Below are 19350 nucleotides of genomic sequence, written 5' to 3' on the forward strand. Positions count from 1 at the left end.
CCGACCTCCCGGCGCTGCTCCGGTCAGTCCCGACGTGCGAGCACCGCGGTCACGGACCGTGACAGCACGAGCGTGATGCCGAGCAGCGCCGGGATGAGCAGCGCCCAGCCGACGGACGCCACACGGGACTCCCCCTGGAACGCGCCGATCGCGAGGGCTCCCTGCAGGACCTGCCACACGACGATCCCGCTGCGCACCCAGGCGCGTCCACGACGCAGGCCCACGACCATGGCACCGAGCCAGAGCGTCGCGAGGACGGCGAGCACGAGGAGCGCCACCGCCGACGCCACGCTCGCGGCCGGCGTCATGAGGAGCTCGACGAGCAGGAACACGGTCACGGCCGCCATCGCGAGGAACTCGAGTCCGACGACGACGATGAGCACGAGGAGCGCAGCAGGCCGCCTCCGGGGGACGAGTTCGTCGTCCGGGATGGTGTCAGGCACAGCGATCCTCCAGCAGTGAAACCCTTGATTTGGCCATACCAGTATGGAACGATGTTCGAGGTCGTTTGGACGGCACGATGTGGTGTGCGTCTCCCGTGGTTCGACGCTCCTCCCCCGAGCGTTCTGCGGGCGTCGAACTCTCCCCGCGCGGGCTCCTCCCCCACAGGAAGCCTCCCGTACGTCACATGAGCATGTGCAGAGTCCCGATCCCCCGAGTCACGGCCGCGGCCTGCCGTTCGAGCATCTATCGCAAGGAGCACCACCACATGGATTGGCGTGACCAGGCAGCCTGCCTCACCGCAGACCCCGAGCTCTTCTTCCCCGTCGGGAACACCGGCCCGGCCGTCGACCAGATCGAGAAGGCCAAGTCGGTCTGCGCTCGCTGCACCGTGACCGAGATGTGCCTGCAGTACGCACTCGAGAACAACCAGGACTCCGGTGTCTGGGGAGGCCTCAGCGAGGACGAGCGTCGCGCGCTCAAGCGCCGCGCCGCCCGCGCCCGCCGCGCCTCCTGACACAGCAGGACCGACAGACCGCTCGACGCCCGCCGCGCCCCTCGGGGCCGGCGGGCGTCGTCGTGCCCGGGACCGCGCCCTCGGGCCGCGGGGCGTCGTCAGCGGGACCGCGGCATCGTGCAGTTCGGGACGGACGCGGCGGTTCCGCAGACCCTAGGCGGCGGTACCGGCCGTGAGCCAGCGGAACGGGATCGAGATGGTGACCTCGGTGCCGCTGCCGGTCAGGGTGTGCCAGTCGATCGTGCCGCCGAGTTCGCCCTGGATGAGCGTGCGGACGATCTGCGTGCCGAGTCCCGATCCGACCTTGCCCTCGGGCAGACCCACTCCGTTGTCGCGCACCTGGATCTCGATGTGGTCATCGTGCCGGTTGGCGACGATCTCGACCTCACCGTCCCGCCCGTCCAGGCCGTGTTCGACGGCGTTGGTGACGAGTTCGGTGAGGCCGAGTGCCAGCGGCGTGGCCGCCTCCGACGGCAGCACCCCGAACTCCCCCGTCTTCTTCGGGTGCACGGTCGTGTTGTGCGACGCGGCGACCTCGGTCACGAGCTTGAGGACCGAGTCGAACACCTCGTCGAAGTCCACGGTCTGACTGAGGCCCGTCGACAGGGTGTCGTGCACGACGGCGATCGCGGCCACGCGTCGCATCGCGTTCTGCAGCGAGGTCCGCGCCTCGTCGGAGTGGGTGCGGCGCGCCTGGATCCGCAGCAGTGAGGCGACCGTCTGCAGGTTGTTCTTGACCCGGTGGTGGATCTCGCGGATCGTGGCGTCCTTGGTGATGAGCTCGCGCTCCTGGTGGCGCATCTCGGTGACGTCGCGGCAGAGCACGACGGCGCCGATCCGCTCACCGTGGTCGCGGAGCGGGATCGACCGGAGCGTCACGGTGACGCCCTTCGCCTCGATGTCCGCGCGCCACGGAGCCCGCCCCGTGACCACGAGCGGCAGGGACTCGTCGACGTCGAGCTGGGCGCCGAGGAGTTCCGTCGTGACCTCGGCCAGGGACTTGCGCTCGAGTTCGCCGTCGAAGCCCATCCGGTTGAAGGCGCTCAGGCCGTTCGGGCTCGCGAAGGTGACGACGCCGTTCGTGTCGAGGCGGAGCAGGCCGTCGCTGGCACGGGGCGCGCCGCGACGAGGACCCGCGGGGGCACCGAGGTCCGGGAAGTCGCCGGTCGCGATCATACCGAACAGGTCGTTCGCGCTCGCGGTGAAGTTGAGTTCCTGCCGGCTCGGCGTGCGTGACTCGTCCTGGTTGGAGTGCCGGGTGACGACGGCGATCGGTCGCTCGGTGGTCTCGGCGCTCTTCGCGGTGAGGCGCCGGAGCACCGGGATCGCGCGGACCCGGGTCGGGGTGTCCTCGTACCAGTCCGGCTCGGCGGAGTCGACGACGCGACTGCCGGTGAAGCTCTGGGTGACCTGGTCGCGCCATTCCTCGCGGATCTCCTGCCCGACGATGTCGCGGTAGAACAGGGTCGCGGCCGAGGACGGACGGGCGTGAGCGACGGCGACGAACGACGAGCCGTCGGCTGTCGGCACCCAGAGCACCATGTCGGCGAAGGACAGGTCGGCGAGCAGCTGCCAGTCCCCGACGAGCAGGTGGAGCCACTCCACGTCGGCTTCGGAGGAACGGCCTTGTGCGAGGACGAGGTCACTGAGGGTCGACACCCGACAAGTCTAGGTGCGCCCCCGTGTGGACGACGGCGCGCTCTCCACAGCCGGATACCGGCTGCGAAATGTAATGTTGCGCGGCCCATACGCTCGGCCCTGACGAAAGGGGGCCGGGGTGACGGACATCGCAGAGCGCATCGACGACGAGCCGATCGGGAGGCACGGGCACGTCAGGAGACCGGAGCACGATCACAACCACAGCCACAGCCACAGCCACGACACCAGCCACGACCAGGTCGGCGACCGACGGACCGCGGACGGCACGGCAGACGCCACCGGTGCGCCGCCCGCCGATGCTGCAGCCGATCTGCCAGACGCGGGTGAGACCGCACGCTCCCTGGCCCTCTGCGTCGTCGAGATCCTCACCGGCGCCCGCGAGGTCGACACCATCTCGCGCTGGATCAGTGACGAGGTGCACCGACACCTGCAGCACCGGGCGGCGATCGCGGCCCGGGCCCGTTCGGTCTCCCGGCACAGCCACCACCGCGCCGTCATCCGGGTCGGCGGCGTCGTCCTGGACGGGCCGCGGGACGGCGTCGCGGAGGCGGCCGTCGTCGTCCACACCCGGAGCCGCGCTCGAGCGGTCGCGATCCGGCTCGAGGTCCGCAACGGACGCTGGCGGGCAACGGCCATCGGGGTGCTCTGAACGGGGCGCGCTGAGCGGGGCGCGCCCCGGCACCGCCTCTGGTGCCGTCCGGGACGACGGACGGGAGGCCCGGTACCAGCTGGTACCGGGCCTCCCGTCGTGTGCCGTGGTGCGTCAGCCCTTCTTGGCCGCCGCCCGGCGCTCGGCGCGGTTGCTCGCGTCGGCCTGGCCCGAAGCGGTCGCTGCGGACCCGAAGGCCGAACCCTGCTCGGGGCCGGCGGCCTCCTGCTCGGCCTGGGCGCGCTGCGCGCGAGCCGTGGCGGCCTGCTCGAGCCGACCGGCTTCGTCGCGGACCTCGACTTCGCCGTCGATCGACGGAGCGGAGTACTCGAGGCCGGCGTTCTCACCCTCCTCGCCGAGGCCCTTCGCCTCGATGACGGCGTTCTCGCCGTCCGACTGGACCTGCACCTCGAGGTTGAAGAGGAAGCCGACCGACTCCTCACGGATCTGGCCCATCATCGTCTGGAACAGGGCGTAGCCCTCACGCTGGTACTCGACGAGCGGGTCACGCTGCGCCATCGCACGCAGCCCGATGCCGTCCTTGAGGTAGTCCATCTCGTAGAGGTGGTCGCGCCAACGGCGGTCGATCACCGAGAGGACGACGCGACGCTCCAGCTCACGCATCGCCTCTTCACCGAGGGCTTCTTCACGCTTCTGGTACGCGAGCTGGGCGTCGGAGAGGATCTCGCGGGCGAGGAACTCACGCGTCGCCTTGCCCTTCGAGCCGGCCTCGGTGATGACCTCGTCAATGGTGATCGAGATCGGGAAGAGGGTGCCGAGCTCGGTCCACATGGCGTCGAGGTCCCAGTCGTCCGGGGAACCCTCGCCGGTGTGGGTGTCGATGACGTCGTCGACGACGCTCTTGAGGAACGACTGCGCGCGCTCGTGCAGGTCGTCGCCCTCCAGGATGTGTCGGCGGTCGCTGTAGATCGCCTCGCGCTGGCGGTTCAGGACGTCGTCGTACTTGAGGACGTTCTTGCGGATCTCGGCGTTGCGGCCCTCGACCTGCGCCTGCGCGGAGCGGATCGCACGGCCGACGAGCTTGTTCTCGATGGCCAGGTCGTCCGGGACGTTCCCGCGGCCCATCAGGCTCTCGGCGGCACCGGAGTTGAACAGGCGCATGAGGTCGTCGGTGAGCGACAGGTAGAAACGGCTCTCGCCGGGGTCGCCCTGACGACCGGAACGACCGCGCAGCTGGTTGTCGATGCGACGGGACTCGTGGCGCTCGGTTCCGAGGACGTAGAGGCCGCCCGCGTCGCGGACCTTCTCGCTCTCCTCTTCCACGGTGGCCTTCATCGCCGAGAAGACCTTGTCCCACTCGGCTTCGTACTCCTCCGGGGTCTCGGTCGGCGACAGCCCCTTCGCGTGCATCTCCTGCACGGCGAGGAACTCCGCGTTGCCGCCGAGCATGATGTCGGTTCCACGACCGGCCATGTTCGTCGCGACCGTGACGGCCCCGGCGCGTCCGGCCTGGGCGACGATGGCGGCTTCGCGAGCGTGGTTCTTCGCGTTGAGGACCTCGTGCTTCACGCCCTTCTTGGCGAGCAGCTTCGACAGGTACTCGGACTTCTCGACGCTCGTGGTGCCGACCAGGACCGGCTGGCCCTTCTGGTGGCGCTCTTCGATGTCGTTCGCCACCTGCTCGAACTTGGCCTGCTCGTTCTTGTAGACCAGGTCCGTCTGGTCGATGCGCTGCATCGGCCGGTTCGTCGGGATCGGGACCACGCCGAGCTTGTAGGTCGACATGAACTCCGCCGCCTCGGTCTCGGCGGTACCGGTCATGCCGGAGAGCTTCTGGTACAGGCGGAAGTAGTTCTGCAGCGTGATCGTGGCGAGGGTCTGGTTCTCGGCCTTGACCTCGACGCCCTCCTTGGCCTCGATCGCCTGGTGGATGCCCTCGTTGTAGCGACGTCCCATCAGGATGCGGCCGGTGTGCTCGTCGACGATGAGCACCTCGCCGTTCATGACCACGTAGTCCTTGTCGCGCTTGAACAGGGCGACGGCCTTGATCGAGTTGTTGAGGAACGAGATGAGCGGGGTGTTCGCCGACTCGTAGAGGTTGTCGATGCCGAGGTAGTCCTCGACCTTCTCGATGCCGGGCTCGAGCACGCCGACGGTGCGCTTCTTCTCGTCGACCTCGTAGTCCTCGCCCGGGGTCAGCCGCGTGGCGATGGACGCGAACTCCGTGAACCAGCGGTTCGCCTCGCCCGAGGACGGGCCGGAGATGATGAGCGGCGTGCGGGCCTCGTCGATGAGGATCGAGTCGACTTCGTCGACCACGGCGAAGAAGTGGCCGCGCTGGACCATGTCGGACGCCTGCCACGCCATGTTGTCGCGCAGGTAGTCGAAGCCGAACTCGTTGTTCGTGCCGTACGTGATGTCGGCTGCGTACTGCTCACGGCGCTCGGCCGGCGACTGACCTGCGACGATGCAGCCCGTGGTCATGCCGAGGGCGCGGAACACGCGGCCCATGAGCTCCGACTGGTACGACGCGAGGAAGTCGTTGACCGTGATGACGTGCACGCCACGGGACGGGATCGCGTTGAGGTAGGCGGCGGTCGTCGCGACGAGGGTCTTGCCCTCACCGGTCTTCATCTCGGCGATGTTGCCGAGGTGGAGGGCGGCACCACCCATGAGCTGCACGTCGAAGTGCCGCATGCCGAGCGTCCGCTTCGACGCTTCCCGCACGGCCGCGAAGGCCTCCGGCAGGAGGTCGTCGAGGGTCTCACCGTTGGCGTACCGCTCGCGGAGTTCGGTCGTCTCCTCGAGGAGCTCCTCGTCCGTCAGACTCGCGAAGTCGTCCTCGAGGTCGTTGATGGCCGAGGCGTACGCCTTCAGCCGACGGAGGGTCCGCCCTTCACCGATGCGGAGGACCTTCTCCAGCACGTTTGCCACGTGAGCTCCTTACGAAGTCGTCGTGCGCGGTCCGCGCGCCCGATCAGCCAGTCATGCTAGCAACCCCCCGCGGCCCGGCGCTGGGAGCAGCACGAGTGCGCACGGCCCGGGTGGACCGTGCGCACTCGAGGGTCGTGCTGCCGGGGACTACGCGCTCGCGGGCGAGGTCTCCTCGACGAGGACGTGCTCACTCCCCCGGGCGTCGGCGCCCGGGTTCTCGTCGATGCCGATGACGCCGTAGTCCCAGCCCTTCCGTCGGTAGACCACGCTCGGGCGGTGGGTCTCCGAGTCGACGAAGAGGTAGAAGTCGTGCCCGACGAGCTCCATGTGGTACAGCGCGTCGTCGACGGTCATCGGGGCGGCCTCGAACACCTTCTGGCGGATCACGACCGGCGAGTAGGCCGCGTCCTCGTCCTCGTGGTCCGTGCCCTGGTCGGCGTCGACCACGGGCACGGCGCCGGTGGCGACCTCCTCGATGAGCTTGCCGTCGGCGGGCTCCACGCCCATGCCCTCGAAGCCGGCGCCCGCGGCCTCGGCGACGGACGTCGGGCGGTGCCGTCCACGGTGCACCTTCTTGCGGTCGCGAGCACGACGCAGGCGCTCGGCGATGCGGGCGAACGCGAGGTCGAACGCCGCGTACTTGTCCGACGCCGCGGACTCGGCCCGGACGAGCGGCCCGGGTCCGATGAGGGTCAGTTCGACGCGGTCCTCGCCCTGCGCCCCGCTGCTCTTCTCGTGGTGCCGGCTCACTCGCACCTCGAACGCGAGGGCCCGGTCGGCGAGCGCGTCGATCTTCTCGGACTTCTGCTCCACGTAGGTCCGGAATCGGTCGGTGACCCCGACGTTCCGGCCCGTGATCGTCACGTCCATGGCGGCTCCCATCCACATTCGGCGGTTCGCCTCCGTCCGGCGAACACCAACGCCTTGCCGCGAGGCTAGACCCTGCCGCCCGAGCGGGTACGCGAGCTGCGCGGGAGGCAGCACACGCCCACCCGATGCCCAGGAGACGTCCGGCTCGTGCACCACGCTCACGCCTCCACACTGGCGATCGCGACGCACCGGACCACGCGGCCGCCGGCCACCCGCACCGCGCGGACGGCTTCGGCCATCGTGACGCCGGTGGTCACGACATCGTCCACGACGACGACGTCACGACCGCCGACCTGCCCGACGAGTCCCGCGGCGCTGAGCGTCCCCACGGTGGCGGCGACCCGCTCCAGGGCGGTGCGCTCCTTCTGCCCGGTCGGGATCCGCGGTCCGGACGCCAGGGTGCCGGGACCGGTCTGGGCCGCCGCCACGTCGTCCACACCGGACCGGGCCCGCGGAGCGGTGAGCCGCCGGAGTGCGGGAGCACGCCGGACCCCGGCGCGGCGCAGCACCGTGACGACCGGGTCGAAGCCGCGCCGCCGGTGACCGCGGGCCGACGGTGGGACCCGGAGGACGACCGCACCCGGTGCCGCGGCGAGCGCCGCCCGGACGAGGTCCGCCGTACGGCGGGTCAGCGGACCGACGACGTCGACGCGTCCGCGGAGCTTCCACTCGAGGACGAGCGTGCGGACGAGTCCCTCGTACTCGTACGCCGCGTCGAGTCGGACGCCCGCCACCAGGCGCGTGCGCCCGGGCAGGGCGGCGAGGGCAGACCGGCACACCGGGCAGAGGGCGTGGTCGGGGTGACCGCACCCGGCGCACACGACCGGCAGGAGCAGGGCGAGGACCGCGACGAGGGCGTCTCGCCAGGGCCGGGACACCTCGCCCCGCGGTGCGGGAACGGCGGCGGCCGGTGCGCCGCCGGGCGGTGGCTGGTGGTTCGACACGACACGATGCTCGTGGAACGGAGCGCCGGACGCCGAGGCCGCCCGGACAGCTGTGGACGGGCTCGGCGTCCGGGACGTCCGTGGAGGGCAGGTGCCTCAGCGCTGGACGCCGAGGACCGACGCCGCGACGCCCGTGGTGTCCCACCCACCACCCGTCGACTGCAGCACGGAGCCGTCCGACATCCGGAGCAGCAGCGCGCTGCCGCTCCCCCCGGCGATGGCGGTCGCGGTGCCGTCGGGCTTCGCGAGCGTCTCCGACTGCCCGCCGACCGTCGTCCGGACGACGCTGGACCCGGTGTCCGTGCGGCCGACGGACGCGACGTCGAGCTCGTCCACCCAGGTCGCACCGACGGGGTCCCCGGCGGCGGCCTGGACGCGCACGGGCGGACCGAGCGAGGTCGGCGCCCGGTCGGAGCCGCGCGTGATCGCCAGCACGTAGAGGGCGGCCCCGTCGTCGGTGTCCAGGAGCGCGAGCGCGCGGGTGGAGTCCCGCGACACCTCGAAGGACACGAGCCGACCCTCGGGCAGGGTCGAGCTGACCTGGTGCGGGTCGCCTCCGAGGCCGTACGCGGCGATGGAGCGGGGGTCGGAGCGCTCCGCGACCCACACGAACCCCTGGTCGTCGATCGAGGGCGGCACGAGGCCGCCACGGGTGTCGACGCGGAGCGGGTCCTTGCCGCTGCGGACGACGAAGACGCCGTCGCGGTTGCCGACGGCCGCGACCGTGCCCGCGGCGGAGAGTCCGAGCGACGCCGGCTCGAGGTCGGCGATCCGACCGCTCATCCCACCGCCGAGGCCGGTGACCTCTCCCGTGCTCGGCGTCGCGAACCCGGCGACGCCGTCCTGCACCACGAGGGGCCTGGCGTCGACGTCCGGGTTCCGCTGCGCGCTCGTGCCGCTCGAGTCCGGCAGGGGCACCGAGACGCCCTCGACGGTGAGGTCGACGGAGGAGACCGTGGCGATGGAGGACAGCGAGTCCGTGAGCTGCTCACGCATCCGGACCTTCTCGACGGTGCTCGCCCGGAGCGCCTCGCTGGAGAGGTCGACCTGTGCGCTGCCGCTCTCGATCGTGACCGCGTTGAGGGAGAGCTGCGTGCCCTCGGGGAACGACGAGACGACGGCGCCCTCGAGCCACTCGGCCGGCCCGGCGAGCAGGGCGCTGACGATGCGGGTGCTCGTCGACGAGCGGGCGAGGAACCACCGCTCGTCGGGCACGAGGTAGCGGTACGTCGGGTCGTAGAAGTAGAGCGCGTGCGGTTGGAAGACCGAGACGAAGTTGACCGGTGACAGGATGATGCCGTCGGGGGCGTAGGCGATCCGCCACTCGCCGTCCTCACGGGTGAACTGGAAGGTGAGCGTCGACGAGGTCGGGCGGACCGCCTGGGTGTACTCGCCGTCGGCGTCGACCGATGCGCTGGCGGTGAGCGTGTAGGTCAGCTCGCGGGTCCCGACGCGCTCGACCTCGCCGTCGCCCTGGCGGACCGTGACGCCCTGGCGCGGGTTCCACTTCTGGGAGAACCCGGCGCTGAGGAACTCCCGGGCGACCGCGTAGTCGTTCTGGGCGCCGGTGGCTGCGTCGATGAACTGGGTGAGCAGTTCGGTCTGGTCGGACCCGGCCTCGGGTCCGGAGGGTCGGTAGTCGACGCCGCCCGAGGGCGACTCGTCGGTGATGGACTTCCCGGCCCGCACCGGTCCGGACTCGGGGATCGCCGCGCACGCCGTGACGCCCAGGAGCGTGAGGGCGGCGAGCGCCGTCGCGAGGGCCCGCGGCACGCGGCGGTGTCCGTTGCCGGTGGTCCTGCTCATGGTCGGTCCTCCGATGCGGTCGGTCCGTCGTACGACTCGTCGAGCGCGGGCAGCGGGATCGCCGACGTCGGGGGCGCTTCGCTGCTGCGGCGCGGCAGGACCAGCACGAACGCCGAACCCTCGCCCGGTCGCGACCAGACGTCGATGCGCCCGCCGTGCAGTTGGGCGTCGCCCAGGCTGATGGCGAGCCCGAGCCCGGTGCCGCCGATGGTGCGCTTGCGGCTGGGATCCGCGCGCCAGAACCGGTCGAACACCCGGGCGGTGTCCTCGGGGGGCATCCCGACGCCGCGGTCGCGCACCGCGATCGCGACCGATCGCGAGTCGCTGTCGACCACGACGTCGACCGGGCGACCGTCGCCGTGCTCGATGGCGTTGCCGACCAGGTTCCGGAGCACCCGCCGGATGCGACGACCGTCGAGCTGCATGGTGGTGTGGCCACCCGGGGTGGCGAGGCGGAGCTCGATGCCGGCCCGGTCGGCGAGCGGACGGAACTCGTCGACGATGTCCGCCGTCAGCGCCGCCGGCACGACCGACTCGGTCTCGAGTTCGACGGCCTGGGCGTCGTAGCGCGAGATCTCGAGCAGGTCGGCGAGCAGCAGCTCGAACCGGTCGACCTGGGCGTGCAGCAGTTCGGCCGAGCGCGCGGCAGATGGTTCGAAGTCGTGCCGGGCGTCGTAGAGCAGGTCGCCGGCGAGCCGGATCGTGGTGAGCGGGGTGCGGAGCTCGTGGGACACGTCCGACACGAAGCGCTGCTGCACGCGGGAGAGCTCGGCGAGCTGGGTGATCTGCCGACTGACCGCGTCGGCCATGTCGTTGAAGCTCCGGGCCAGGGTCGCGATGTCGTCCTCACCCCGGACCGGGATGCGCTCGTCGAGGCGCCCGGCGGCGATCTTGCGGCTCGTCTCGGCGGCGCCACGGATCGGCAGGACCACGAGCCGCACCACGAGGGACGTGACGAGGGCGATGAGGACGATGAGGGCGACTCCGCCGATGGAGAGCGTCTGCGACACGAAGTCGAGGGTCTGCTGCGCGTCGGACAGGTCGTAGACGAGGTACAGCTCGTACTGCCCGGCGCTCGGGATGTCGAGCGTCGACCCGACGGCGAGCCCGGGACCACGGCCGTCGGGTCCGTCGAGGCGCACCGGCTGCAGACTGAGTTCCCCGGTGTCGGCCGCTACCCGCTTCCGGAGCTCGTCGGTGATGACCGCGTCCGGGAAGCCGGTGCTCGCGACGTTCTGCAGGATCTGCGGGGTCCGCTCGCCCGGCGTCCGCTCGATGGCGATGCTCGTGCCGCCCGGGCTGGTCGTGTTCGAGAGGATCGCGTTCTGCGCCTCGCTCTGCAACGACTCGAGTTCGGTCTGGTTGTTGTCCTCGGCCGCCGTCGCGGCGTCGAAGATCCCCTGCGCGACGATGGTGGCCCGTGCCGACTCCGCCTGGATCTGGTCGCGGCGCTGCGCGTACACGTTGTTCGAGATGCTCACCATCACAGCGGTCCCGATGACCGCCACCGCCAGCCCGGTGGTCGCGACGGTGATCGCGACCGAGCGCACCATCAGCGAGCGGCGCCACAGGTAGGCGATCCCCCGCCAGATCCGACGGAGCCAGTACCGGGCCCGCCGGCGCGTCCGGCGGAACGGCACCGGGACCGACGTCGACGGCACGGGCGTCAGCTCTGCGCGCCGGCCCGGTACCCGACGCCGCGGACGGTGGTGACGATGCGCGGGTTGTCCGGGTCGTGCTCGATCTTCGCGCGGAGCCGCTGCACGTGGACGTTCACCAGGCGGGTGTCCGCCTTGTAGTGGTAGCCCCAGACCTGCTCGAGGAGCATCTCGCGCGTGAAGACCTGGCTCGGCTTCTCGGCCAGGGCGCGGAGCAGGTCGAACTCGAGCGGGGTGAGGGCGATCGGCTTGTCGCCGCGGCGCACCTCGTGGCCCGGTACGTCGACGACGAGGTCCCCGACGTGCAGGACGGTCGCGTCCGAGGCGGTCGGGCGCAGTCTGGTCCGGATCCGGGCGACGAGCTCCTTCGGGTTGAACGGCTTGACCACGTAGTCGTCGGCGCCGTTCTCGAGGCCCGCGACGACGTCGGCGGTGTCACCCTTCGCGGTGAGCATGATGATCGGCGTGCCGCTCTCGGCACGGATCCGCCGGCAGACCTCGATCCCGTCGATGCCCGGGAGCATGACGTCGAGCAACACGAGGTCGGGCTTCGTGGCGTGGAACGCGTCGACGGCGTCGTTGCCGTCGGCGCTGAAGTCGGGCTCGTAGCCCTCCGAGCGGAGGACGATGCCGATCATCTCGGCGAGGGCCTGGTCGTCGTCGACGACGAGGATGCGCGGTGTCATGGGATCCGGACTCCGAGGGGCAGGTCGGGGGTGCCCAGGGACGGGCACGCTCCGCTCACGATAGCCGAGCCCTCGTCGGCGCAGGTTTTCCGACAGGATGGGACCCGGTCGTGCGTTCCGGCAACGACCGAGGCGAGGGGGCGGTCACGATGGTCGACGGCGGATGGCACGTTCCGGGCGCGGGGACGCCACCGGAGCACGGTGCAGGGCACGGTGCTGCCGGGCAGCACGACCGGGTCGGGGACCGTGCATCCGGCGTCCCGTCCGGTCCGGCGGGCTCCTCGGGCACGACGTCCGGCCAGACCGGCCCGGGGTACGGACCGACGCAGCCCCCGTCCGGGGTCGGGCCGGGTCCGCAGCCGCACCGCCCCGTCATCCCGCTCCGCCCGCTCGGCCTCGGCGACGTGTTGGCCGGCGCCTTCACGGTCTTCCGCCGCAACGCCCGCGTGCTGCTCCTCTGGGCCGTGCTGCTCTCCGGCGTCCTCGGGCTCGTGTCCACGCTCGCCTCGGCGTTCGGGCAGCGCACCCTGCAGACCCGCATGCTGTCGGCGGTGGACGGCACGGGTGACACCGACACGATCATCGCCGGGACGGTGACGCTCTACGCGGTGCTCAGCATCGGCCTGCCGTTCCTGGCGTACCTGGCACGCGGCTTCCTCGTCGCGCCGATCGCGGTCGACACCGGGCAGCGGGTGCTCGGTCGCCGCGGGACGTTCCGCGGCCTGTGGTCACTCCTCGCCGGGCGCCGGGGTGCGGTCGTCGGCTGGATCCTGCTCCAGCTCGCCGCCGGTGCCGTCATCGGCACCGTCTTCGTGCTGGTCGTGCTCGCCTTCGTGGCCGCGCTCGCCGCGGGCGAGCGCGCCGTCGGCTGGTTCGTGCTGACCGTCGTCGTGATGGTGCTCGGGTTCGCCGTCCTCGTCGCGTTCCTCGTCACACGCTTCGCGTTCACCGTCCCGACCATCGCGCTCGAGGGTCGCGGCGTGTTCTCGGCGGCTGGCCAGTCGTGGCGGCTCACCCGCGGGGCCTTCTGGCGCACCTTCGGGATCCTGCTGCTCGTCCAGGTGGTGTTCGGCGTCGCCGCGAGCATCGCCAGCGTGCCGCTGACCGTCGCGCTGACACTGTTCTCCGGTGTGTTCGACCCGCTGGGCCAGACCGACACGACCGGAGGCGCGCCCTCCGCGGGCGGGATCGTCGCGCTCGTGGTCGGCAGCCTGCTCGTGATCGCGGTGCAGTGCGTGACGGACGTCCTCGGCGCCTCCGTCACGACCTTCCTGGCGATCGACCGGCGGATCCGGACCGAGGCGCTCGACCAGCGCATCGCCGCGCACCTGGAGACCGGGCAACCGGCCGACCCGTTCGCTCCGGCCGCCCCGGTGGCCCGACCTCCGTGGTCCCCGCAGCAGGGCTGGCCGCAGCAGCAGGGCTGGCCACAGGGACAGGGCTGGCCACAGGGACAGGGCTGGCCACAGGGACAGGGCTGGCCCCAGCAACCGGGCTGGCCGCAGCAACCGGGCTGGCCGCAGCAACCGGGCCCGCCACAGGGACAGCAGCAGCCCTGGCCGCCGGAACAGCCCGGGCCGCCGCACCGACGCCAGCAGGACCCGCCGAGCGGCCGACCGTGAGCGCCGTCGACCCGGACGAGGCACGTCGGCTGCTCGAGCAGGAGCTCGGCCGGTCGGAGTACCGCGGGGCCCAGGAGACCTGGTGGGACCGGGCCTCCCGCGCGTTCCTCGACTGGCTCGGCTCGCTGCAGCCCGACGGTGCCGGTTCCGTCACCCTCGGCCGGGTCCTCCTCGTCGTGGCGATCGTCGTGCTCGTGGCCGTGGTGGTGCTCGTCGTGGTGAACCGCGGACTCCCCCGCCGACGTGCCCGCGTCCGGGCCGACGACCTGGGCGGGGTGTTCGACGACGACGACCTCCGCACGGCGGACGCCGTCGCGGTGGCCGCCCGCGCGGCTCTGGCCGCCGGCGACTGGTCCACCGCGGTGCTCGAGGGCTACCGGGCCCTGGCGCGCGGCCTGGGTGAGCGGGACCTGGTCGCCGTGGTGCCCGGCGCGACCGCGCGCGCCATCGCGGACCGGGCGACCCGGCCGTTCCCCGCACTCGGTCCGGTCCTGCGGGACGCCTCCGACGCCTTCGACGCGGTCCGGTACCTCGGGGTCGACGCGGACGAGGCCACCGCCCGGCGGGTGCTCGACGCCGAGCGGGCCGTCCGCGAGTCCCGACCGGTCGACCGCCCGGGCGACCCCCGTCGCCCGGTCGACCACCAGGGGGTCCGGGCATGAGCGCCACCGCGACCCACACCGCGGCACCGGACCAGACCACCACTTCGACGGCGACGGCAGGGCCGGACCCCCGTGACCGCGCCGTGCGCATCGGAGCCTGGTGTGCGGTGGTGGTCGTCGGGCTGCTCCTGGCGACCCTGACGGCCGTCGTGGGCACGGGCGACCGTTCCTCGGACACCCCGCTCGACCCGTCCTCGACGACGGGCAGCGGCTCCCGGGCGATCGTCCGGGTGCTCGGGCAGCAGGGCGTCGACGTCGAGGTCGTCTCCGACGCCGACCGGGTCACGACGGACGACGCGGCGGCCGACAGCACCGTCCTCGTGGACGACTCGGCGGGGGTGCTCGCCCCGTCCGTCGCCCGCCGCATCGCGCGGACCGCGCCCGACGTCGTCCTCGTCACCACCGACCCCGGCGTCCTCGAGGCCTTCCGCGTCGACGCGCGACCAGCCGGCGGGAGTTCGGAGACCACGGTGGCGTCGACGACCTCGTGCGGGATCCCGGCCGCCCGGGCCGCCGGGTCCGTGACCACCGGTGGAGTCACCTACGCCACCGACGACCCGGACCTGCTCCGCTGTGTCCCGACCGGGTCCGGTGAAGACCGTCGATGGGGCCTCCTCCGGGCGGACACGGCCGCCGGACGGGTCACGGTCGTCGGCACCACGGCCGCGTTCCGGAACGACACCGTCACCCGCGCGGGCAACGCGGCCCTGGCGCTCGGGCTGCTCGGCAGCCACGACGACCTGCTGTGGTACGTCCCGACGGCCGGGAGCGCCGACGCCGCGCCGACGCTCGGCGACCTCGCCCCGCCGTGGGTCCCGAGCGCCATCGGGCTGCTCGGGGTCGTGGCGGTCGCCGCCGCGTGCTGGCGCGGTCGGCGACTCGGTCCCCTCGTCGTCGAGCGTCTGCCCGTCGTGGTCCGCGCCGCCGAGACCACCGAGGGTCGCGCGCGCCTCGCCGCCCGGGTCCGCGACCGCACCCACACGCTCGACACCCTCCGCGTCGCCGCTGTCCTCCGCATCGGGAAGGCACTCGGCCTGCCCCGTTCGGCGCACGTCGACGCGGTCGTGCGCCGGGCCGCAGCCGTCACCCGCCGTCCGGTCGGGGAGGTCGGCGCGGTCCTCGTCGGCGCGCCGACCGGCGACGACCGTGCGCTCGTCGCCGGCGCCGCCGCGCTCGACGAACTGGAGGACGCCGTCGGCCGGGCGGTCTCCGGCGACGTGCGCCGCGCCTCCCGGACGGACGTGCCGACGGACCGCACCGACCGGGGTGGCACCAGCCGCACCCCGCAGACCAGCGGACCGCCGGCGCCACGGGCCGAGGCGCCACCGACACCACCGACACCGACCACCGACCCGCGACCAGGAGGACGATCGTGACCGACCTGCCCACCACCACCAGCTCCGGACGCGGGACGGACGGTGACCCCCTCCGGGACGTCATCGGCCGTGTCCGCGCGGAGGTCGGCAAGGCCGTCGTCGGACAGGAGGGCGCGGTCTCCGGCATGATCGTCGGTCTGCTCGCGCAGGGACACGTCCTGCTCGAGGGCGTCCCCGGCGTCGCGAAGACCCTGCTCGTGCGGAGCCTCGCGGCGGCGATGTCGCTCGACACCAAGCGCATCCAGTTCACCCCCGACCTCATGCCCGGCGACGTCACGGGGTCACTCGTGTACGACGCCTCCACCGGGACGTTCCCGTTCCGCGAGGGACCGGTGTTCACGAACGTGCTGCTCGCCGACGAGGTGAACCGGACGCCCCCGAAGACCCAGTCCGCGTTGCTCGAGGCGATGGAGGAACGACAGGTCAGCGTCGACGGCTCCGCCCGTGGGCTGCCCGACCCGTTCTTCGTCGCCGCGACGATGAACCCGATCGAGTTCGAGGGCACCTACACGCTGCCGGAAGCGCAGCTCGACCGGTTCCTCATGAAGCTCACGCTCGACCTGCCCCCGCGCGAGGTCGAGTGGCAGGTGCTCCGCCGCCACGCGGACGGGTTCGTGGCACGCAACGTCCGGTCGGCCGGCATCGTGCCCGTCGTCGGCGTCGACGAGGTCCGGGCCGCCCAGCGCGCCGTCCGGGACGTCGGCGCTCGTGACGACGTCCTCGCGTACGTCGTCGACCTCGCCCGTGCCACCCGGCAGACGCCGTCGGTCCGCGTCGGGGTGAGCCCGCGCGGTTCGACCGCCCTGCTCGCCGCCGCGAAGGCCTGGGCGTGGCTGACCGGCTACGACGCCGTCACGCCCGACCACGTGCAGGCGATGCTCCTGCCGGTGTGGCGGCACCGGCTGCGGATCGCTCCCGACGCCGAGCTCGAGGGCGTCGACGCGGACGGGGTGCTGCAGCAGGTGCTCGAGCAGGTGCGGGTACCGATCTAGTGGCGGTCACCGGCCGGTTCGTCGCGCTCCTCGCCGTCGCGATCGTCCCCACCGTGCTGCTCGGCAGCGGGTGGGGCGGTGTCGCGTGGATCGGCGTCGTGGTGCTCGCCGCCGGCGTCGACCTCGTGTTCGCGGCGGACCTCCGGCGGGTGCGGGTGGAACGCCGGATGCCCCGCCTCGCCCGTCGGGACACGACGGCCGACGGCACCCTGGTGCTCGCCAACGACGGCAGCCGGGTGCTGCGCGCCGTGGTCCGGGACATGTGGGAGCCATCCGCCGGGCACGAGCCGCGCCGGGTCCCGATGACGGTGCCCGCCGGCGAACGACGGACCGCCAGGATGCGGTTCAGCCCCTTCCGTCGCGGCCGGCGCACCACCGCCGGGGTCGCGCTCCGCGCAGCAGGACCACTCGGACTCGCGGCACGGCAGCGCGTCGTCGCGGCGCCGGACGAACTCGTCGTCACCCCACCGTTCCGGTCACGCCGGCACCTGCCCTCGCGCCTGGCCCGCCTGCGGGAACTCGACGGTGAGACGACCCTGCAGCTGCGCGGCCACGGCACCGAGTTCGACTCCCTCCGCGACTACGTCCGTGGGGACGACGTCCGGTCGATCGACTGGCGCGCCACCGCCAGACGGCAGGACCTCGTCGTGCGGACGTGGCGTCCCGAGCGCGACCGACGGGTCGTGGTCGTCGTCGACGCCGGACGCGCCGGAGCGGGGCGCGTGGACGACGAACCCCGCCTGGACACCGCCATCGAGACCGCGCTGCTGGTCGGGGCCCTCGCGGCGGCTGCCGGCGACCGGGTGGACCTCGTCGTGCTCGACGACGTCGTCCGGGGCCGTGTGCACGGTGCGACGCGCTCGGACGTCGTCCAACGGTTCGGCACGGTTCTCGCGACCACCGAGCCGGGGCTCCGGGCCACCGACTGGGCCGCCGTCCCCGGCATCGTCGACGCCGTGACCACACAGCGCGCGCTCGTGGTGCTCGCGACGAGCCTCGACTCGGTCGGTGCCTCCGGGGACCTGCTCGCGGTGCTGCCCGTGCTCGGGCGTCGGCACGCGGTGGTCGTCACGTCGGTCGAGGACCCGGCGGTGCTGCGGATGGCCGCAGCGGGTGGGCGGACCGACGGGGCCGGGTCGGGCCTCCAGGTCGCTCGGCGACGACGTGACCGCGCCGGACGGCGGGGTGTCGGCGGCGAGGACCCGACTGCCCTCCGGACCGGGTGGCGACGACGCGCGGGTGACGACGTGTACCGCCGTGCCGCGGCCGAGCGGACCCTGCTCGACGCCGACGGGGTCGCCGACGTCGCCCGCCGCGCGGGCGCCGAGGTGGTGCGGGGGGCGCCCGAGGACGTCCCGCCGCGGACCGCGGACGCGTACATCCGGGCGAAGGCGTCCGGGAGGCTCTGACCGGTGCCGGCAGGCGACCGCCGGTCCGCCTCGCCCTCCACGCGCCGGGCGGGTCGCCCGAGGGCGGGTCACCCGATGCCGCCCGGTCAGCCCGGTCAGCCCGGTCAGCCCGGTCAGCCCGGTCAGCCCGCGACGATCGCCGCGGCTCCCCGGTCGAACTCGTCCAGGTCGCCCCGCTCCCCCGCCCGGTACGCCCGGCCGCCGAGCACCCACTGGTACGCCAGGACCAGCGCGAGCGCCACCGTGCCGATGCCGATCTTCACCGGCCACGGCCACTCCTGCCGGGTGACGGTCCCCTCGACGACACCGGACAGCAGCAGGGTCAGCACCAGCCCGATCGCGACGGTGATGAGCGCGCGACCGTCCTCGGCGAGCGCCTGCCCCCGCGTGCGGTGACCGGGCGCGATCCACGACCAGGCGATCATCAGGCCGGCCCCACCGGCCAGGAAGACCGAGTACAACTCGAGCTGCCCGTGCGGCGCGATGTACAGGAAGAAGTCGCCCAACCGCCCCTGGGAGTGCATGACCGACGCCGAGACGCCGAGACCCACGGCGTTCTGCATGATCGAGTAGGGCACGAAGAGCCCGGTGATGCCGAACGCCACCATGCTCGCCGCGATGTAGGCGTTGTTGGTCCAGACCTGCGCGGTGAAGGCACCGAGGCCGTGGTCGGAGTAGTAGTCGACGAAGTCCTGCGTGGCGTACTGCCGGAGGGCGGCGTCGGTCCCGAAGGTGGCGACGGCGCCGGGTGTCGCGGTGATCCAGACCGCCGTGACGACCGCGATGAGGACGGTCGCGACCGCGACCCAGATCGTCACCCAGCGGATCCGGTAGAGCGCCGCCGGCAGCTGCAGTGCGAAGAACCGCGTCAGCACCGTCAGCGGATCGACCGGTGCACCCGTGAACCGCAGCCGGGCGCGGTGCAGCGTCAGGGACAGGCGGTCCCCGGTCGTGGACCGGGGAGCGGCTGCACGGATCCGCGCGAGGTCGGTCGCGGCCGCCTGGTATCCGGCGACGAGGCGGTCGACGTCGGCGCCGGAGGTCGGCCGGCGCCGGGCGAGCCGGTCGAGCTCCGTCCACCGCTCGCGGTGCACGTCCGCGTACGCGTCCAGGTCCATCCGGTCTCCCCCTCGTCATCGTCCGCGTGGTCGTCCGCTCGCGGCA

Annotated in this window: 16 protein-coding genes; 7 read left to right on the top strand and 9 right to left on the bottom strand. The window is 72.6% G+C overall.

All coding sequences use genetic code 11. The features are described from left to right. Window positions 1-23: 23 nt before the first annotated feature. A complete protein-coding gene (locus tag DEI83_RS03760; protein WP_111080470.1) occupies window positions 24-443 on the bottom strand; it encodes a hypothetical protein in 420 nt (139 codons plus the stop codon). A gap of 266 nt (window positions 444-709) precedes the next feature. Between DEI83_RS03760 and DEI83_RS03765 the strand changes: the two genes are divergently transcribed. After that, on the top strand, window positions 710-958 hold the full coding sequence (locus DEI83_RS03765; RefSeq protein ID WP_022904217.1) for a WhiB family transcriptional regulator: 249 nt from the start codon (window positions 710-712) through the stop codon (window positions 956-958). Between the two features lie 153 nt (window positions 959-1111). On the opposite strand, the gene DEI83_RS03770 is transcribed toward DEI83_RS03765, so the two are convergent. Continuing rightward, window positions 1112-2617, bottom strand: coding sequence for a sensor histidine kinase (locus DEI83_RS03770; RefSeq protein ID WP_111080471.1), 1506 nt, complete (start codon window positions 2615-2617; stop codon window positions 1112-1114). Between the two features lie 118 nt (window positions 2618-2735). On the opposite strand from DEI83_RS03770, the gene DEI83_RS03775 reads away from it, so the two are divergent. Continuing rightward, window positions 2736-3266 carry an Rv3235 family protein gene (locus tag DEI83_RS03775; RefSeq protein ID WP_111080472.1) on the top strand — a complete coding sequence of 177 codons (531 nt, stop codon included), beginning with the start codon at window positions 2736-2738 and terminating at the stop codon, window positions 3264-3266. Between the two features lie 114 nt (window positions 3267-3380). Here the strand turns inward: DEI83_RS03775 and secA are convergent, their stop codons facing one another. From secA to mtrA, 6 genes are all read right to left on the bottom strand, one after another. Further along, the gene (gene secA / locus DEI83_RS03780) at window positions 3381-6161 is read right to left on the bottom strand and encodes a preprotein translocase subunit SecA (RefSeq protein ID WP_111080473.1); all 2781 of its coding nucleotides are present in this window, start codon (window positions 6159-6161) and stop codon (window positions 3381-3383) included. A 147-nt stretch (window positions 6162-6308) separates the two neighbouring features. Next, window positions 6309-7031, bottom strand: a complete 723-nt coding sequence (gene hpf / locus DEI83_RS03785) for a ribosome hibernation-promoting factor, HPF/YfiA family (RefSeq protein WP_258371050.1) — start codon at window positions 7029-7031, stop codon at window positions 6309-6311. A 158-nt stretch (window positions 7032-7189) separates the two neighbouring features. Continuing rightward, window positions 7190-7975, bottom strand: coding sequence for a phosphoribosyltransferase family protein (locus DEI83_RS03790; protein ID WP_111080474.1), 786 nt, complete (start codon window positions 7973-7975; stop codon window positions 7190-7192). Window positions 7976-8071: 96 nt separating this feature from the next. Then, window positions 8072-9781, bottom strand: a complete 1710-nt coding sequence (locus DEI83_RS03795) for a GerMN domain-containing protein (protein ID WP_111080475.1) — start codon at window positions 9779-9781, stop codon at window positions 8072-8074. Then, the gene (gene mtrB / locus DEI83_RS03800) at window positions 9778-11442 is read right to left on the bottom strand and encodes an MtrAB system histidine kinase MtrB (RefSeq protein ID WP_258371051.1); all 1665 of its coding nucleotides are present in this window, start codon (window positions 11440-11442) and stop codon (window positions 9778-9780) included. Before mtrB ends, DEI83_RS03795 begins: the two co-directional genes overlap by 4 nt. A 5-nt stretch (window positions 11443-11447) precedes the next feature. Continuing rightward, window positions 11448-12125 (bottom strand): MtrAB system response regulator MtrA, encoded by a 678-nt coding sequence (gene mtrA / locus DEI83_RS03805; RefSeq protein WP_111080477.1) that lies wholly within the window; start codon window positions 12123-12125, stop codon window positions 11448-11450. A gap of 110 nt (window positions 12126-12235) precedes the next feature. On the opposite strand from mtrA, the gene DEI83_RS03810 reads away from it, so the two are divergent. Genes DEI83_RS03810 through DEI83_RS03830 form a run of 5 tightly spaced genes read left to right on the top strand, consistent with a single transcriptional unit; the run spans window position 12236 to window position 18186 of the window. Next, the gene (locus tag DEI83_RS03810; RefSeq protein ID WP_111080478.1) at window positions 12236-13747 is read left to right on the top strand and encodes a glycerophosphoryl diester phosphodiesterase membrane domain-containing protein; all 1512 of its coding nucleotides are present in this window, start codon (window positions 12236-12238) and stop codon (window positions 13745-13747) included. Then, window positions 13744-14409, top strand: a complete 666-nt coding sequence (locus tag DEI83_RS03815) for a DUF4129 domain-containing protein (RefSeq protein ID WP_111080479.1) — start codon at window positions 13744-13746, stop codon at window positions 14407-14409. Before DEI83_RS03810 ends, DEI83_RS03815 begins: the two co-directional genes overlap by 4 nt. Further along, window positions 14406-15785: a DUF4350 domain-containing protein gene (locus DEI83_RS03820; RefSeq protein WP_111080480.1), complete on the top strand. Its 1380-nt coding sequence runs from the start codon at window positions 14406-14408 to the stop codon at window positions 15783-15785. Before DEI83_RS03815 ends, DEI83_RS03820 begins: the two co-directional genes overlap by 4 nt. Further along, a complete protein-coding gene (locus DEI83_RS03825; RefSeq protein WP_375334643.1) occupies window positions 15782-16777 on the top strand; it encodes an AAA family ATPase in 996 nt (331 codons plus the stop codon). Before DEI83_RS03820 ends, DEI83_RS03825 begins: the two co-directional genes overlap by 4 nt. Beyond that, window positions 16777-18186, top strand: coding sequence for a DUF58 domain-containing protein (locus DEI83_RS03830; RefSeq protein ID WP_111080481.1), 1410 nt, complete (start codon window positions 16777-16779; stop codon window positions 18184-18186). Before DEI83_RS03825 ends, DEI83_RS03830 begins: the two co-directional genes overlap by 1 nt. A 122-nt stretch (window positions 18187-18308) precedes the next feature. On the opposite strand, the gene DEI83_RS03835 is transcribed toward DEI83_RS03830, so the two are convergent. Next, a complete protein-coding gene (locus DEI83_RS03835; RefSeq protein ID WP_111080482.1) occupies window positions 18309-19304 on the bottom strand; it encodes a stage II sporulation protein M in 996 nt (331 codons plus the stop codon). Between the last annotated feature and the right edge of the window lie 46 nt (window positions 19305-19350).

Origin of the sequence: Curtobacterium sp. MCBD17_021 (assembly GCF_003234525.1) — a bacterium.
In the GTDB taxonomy this organism is placed as follows: domain Bacteria; phylum Actinomycetota; class Actinomycetes; order Actinomycetales; family Microbacteriaceae; genus Curtobacterium.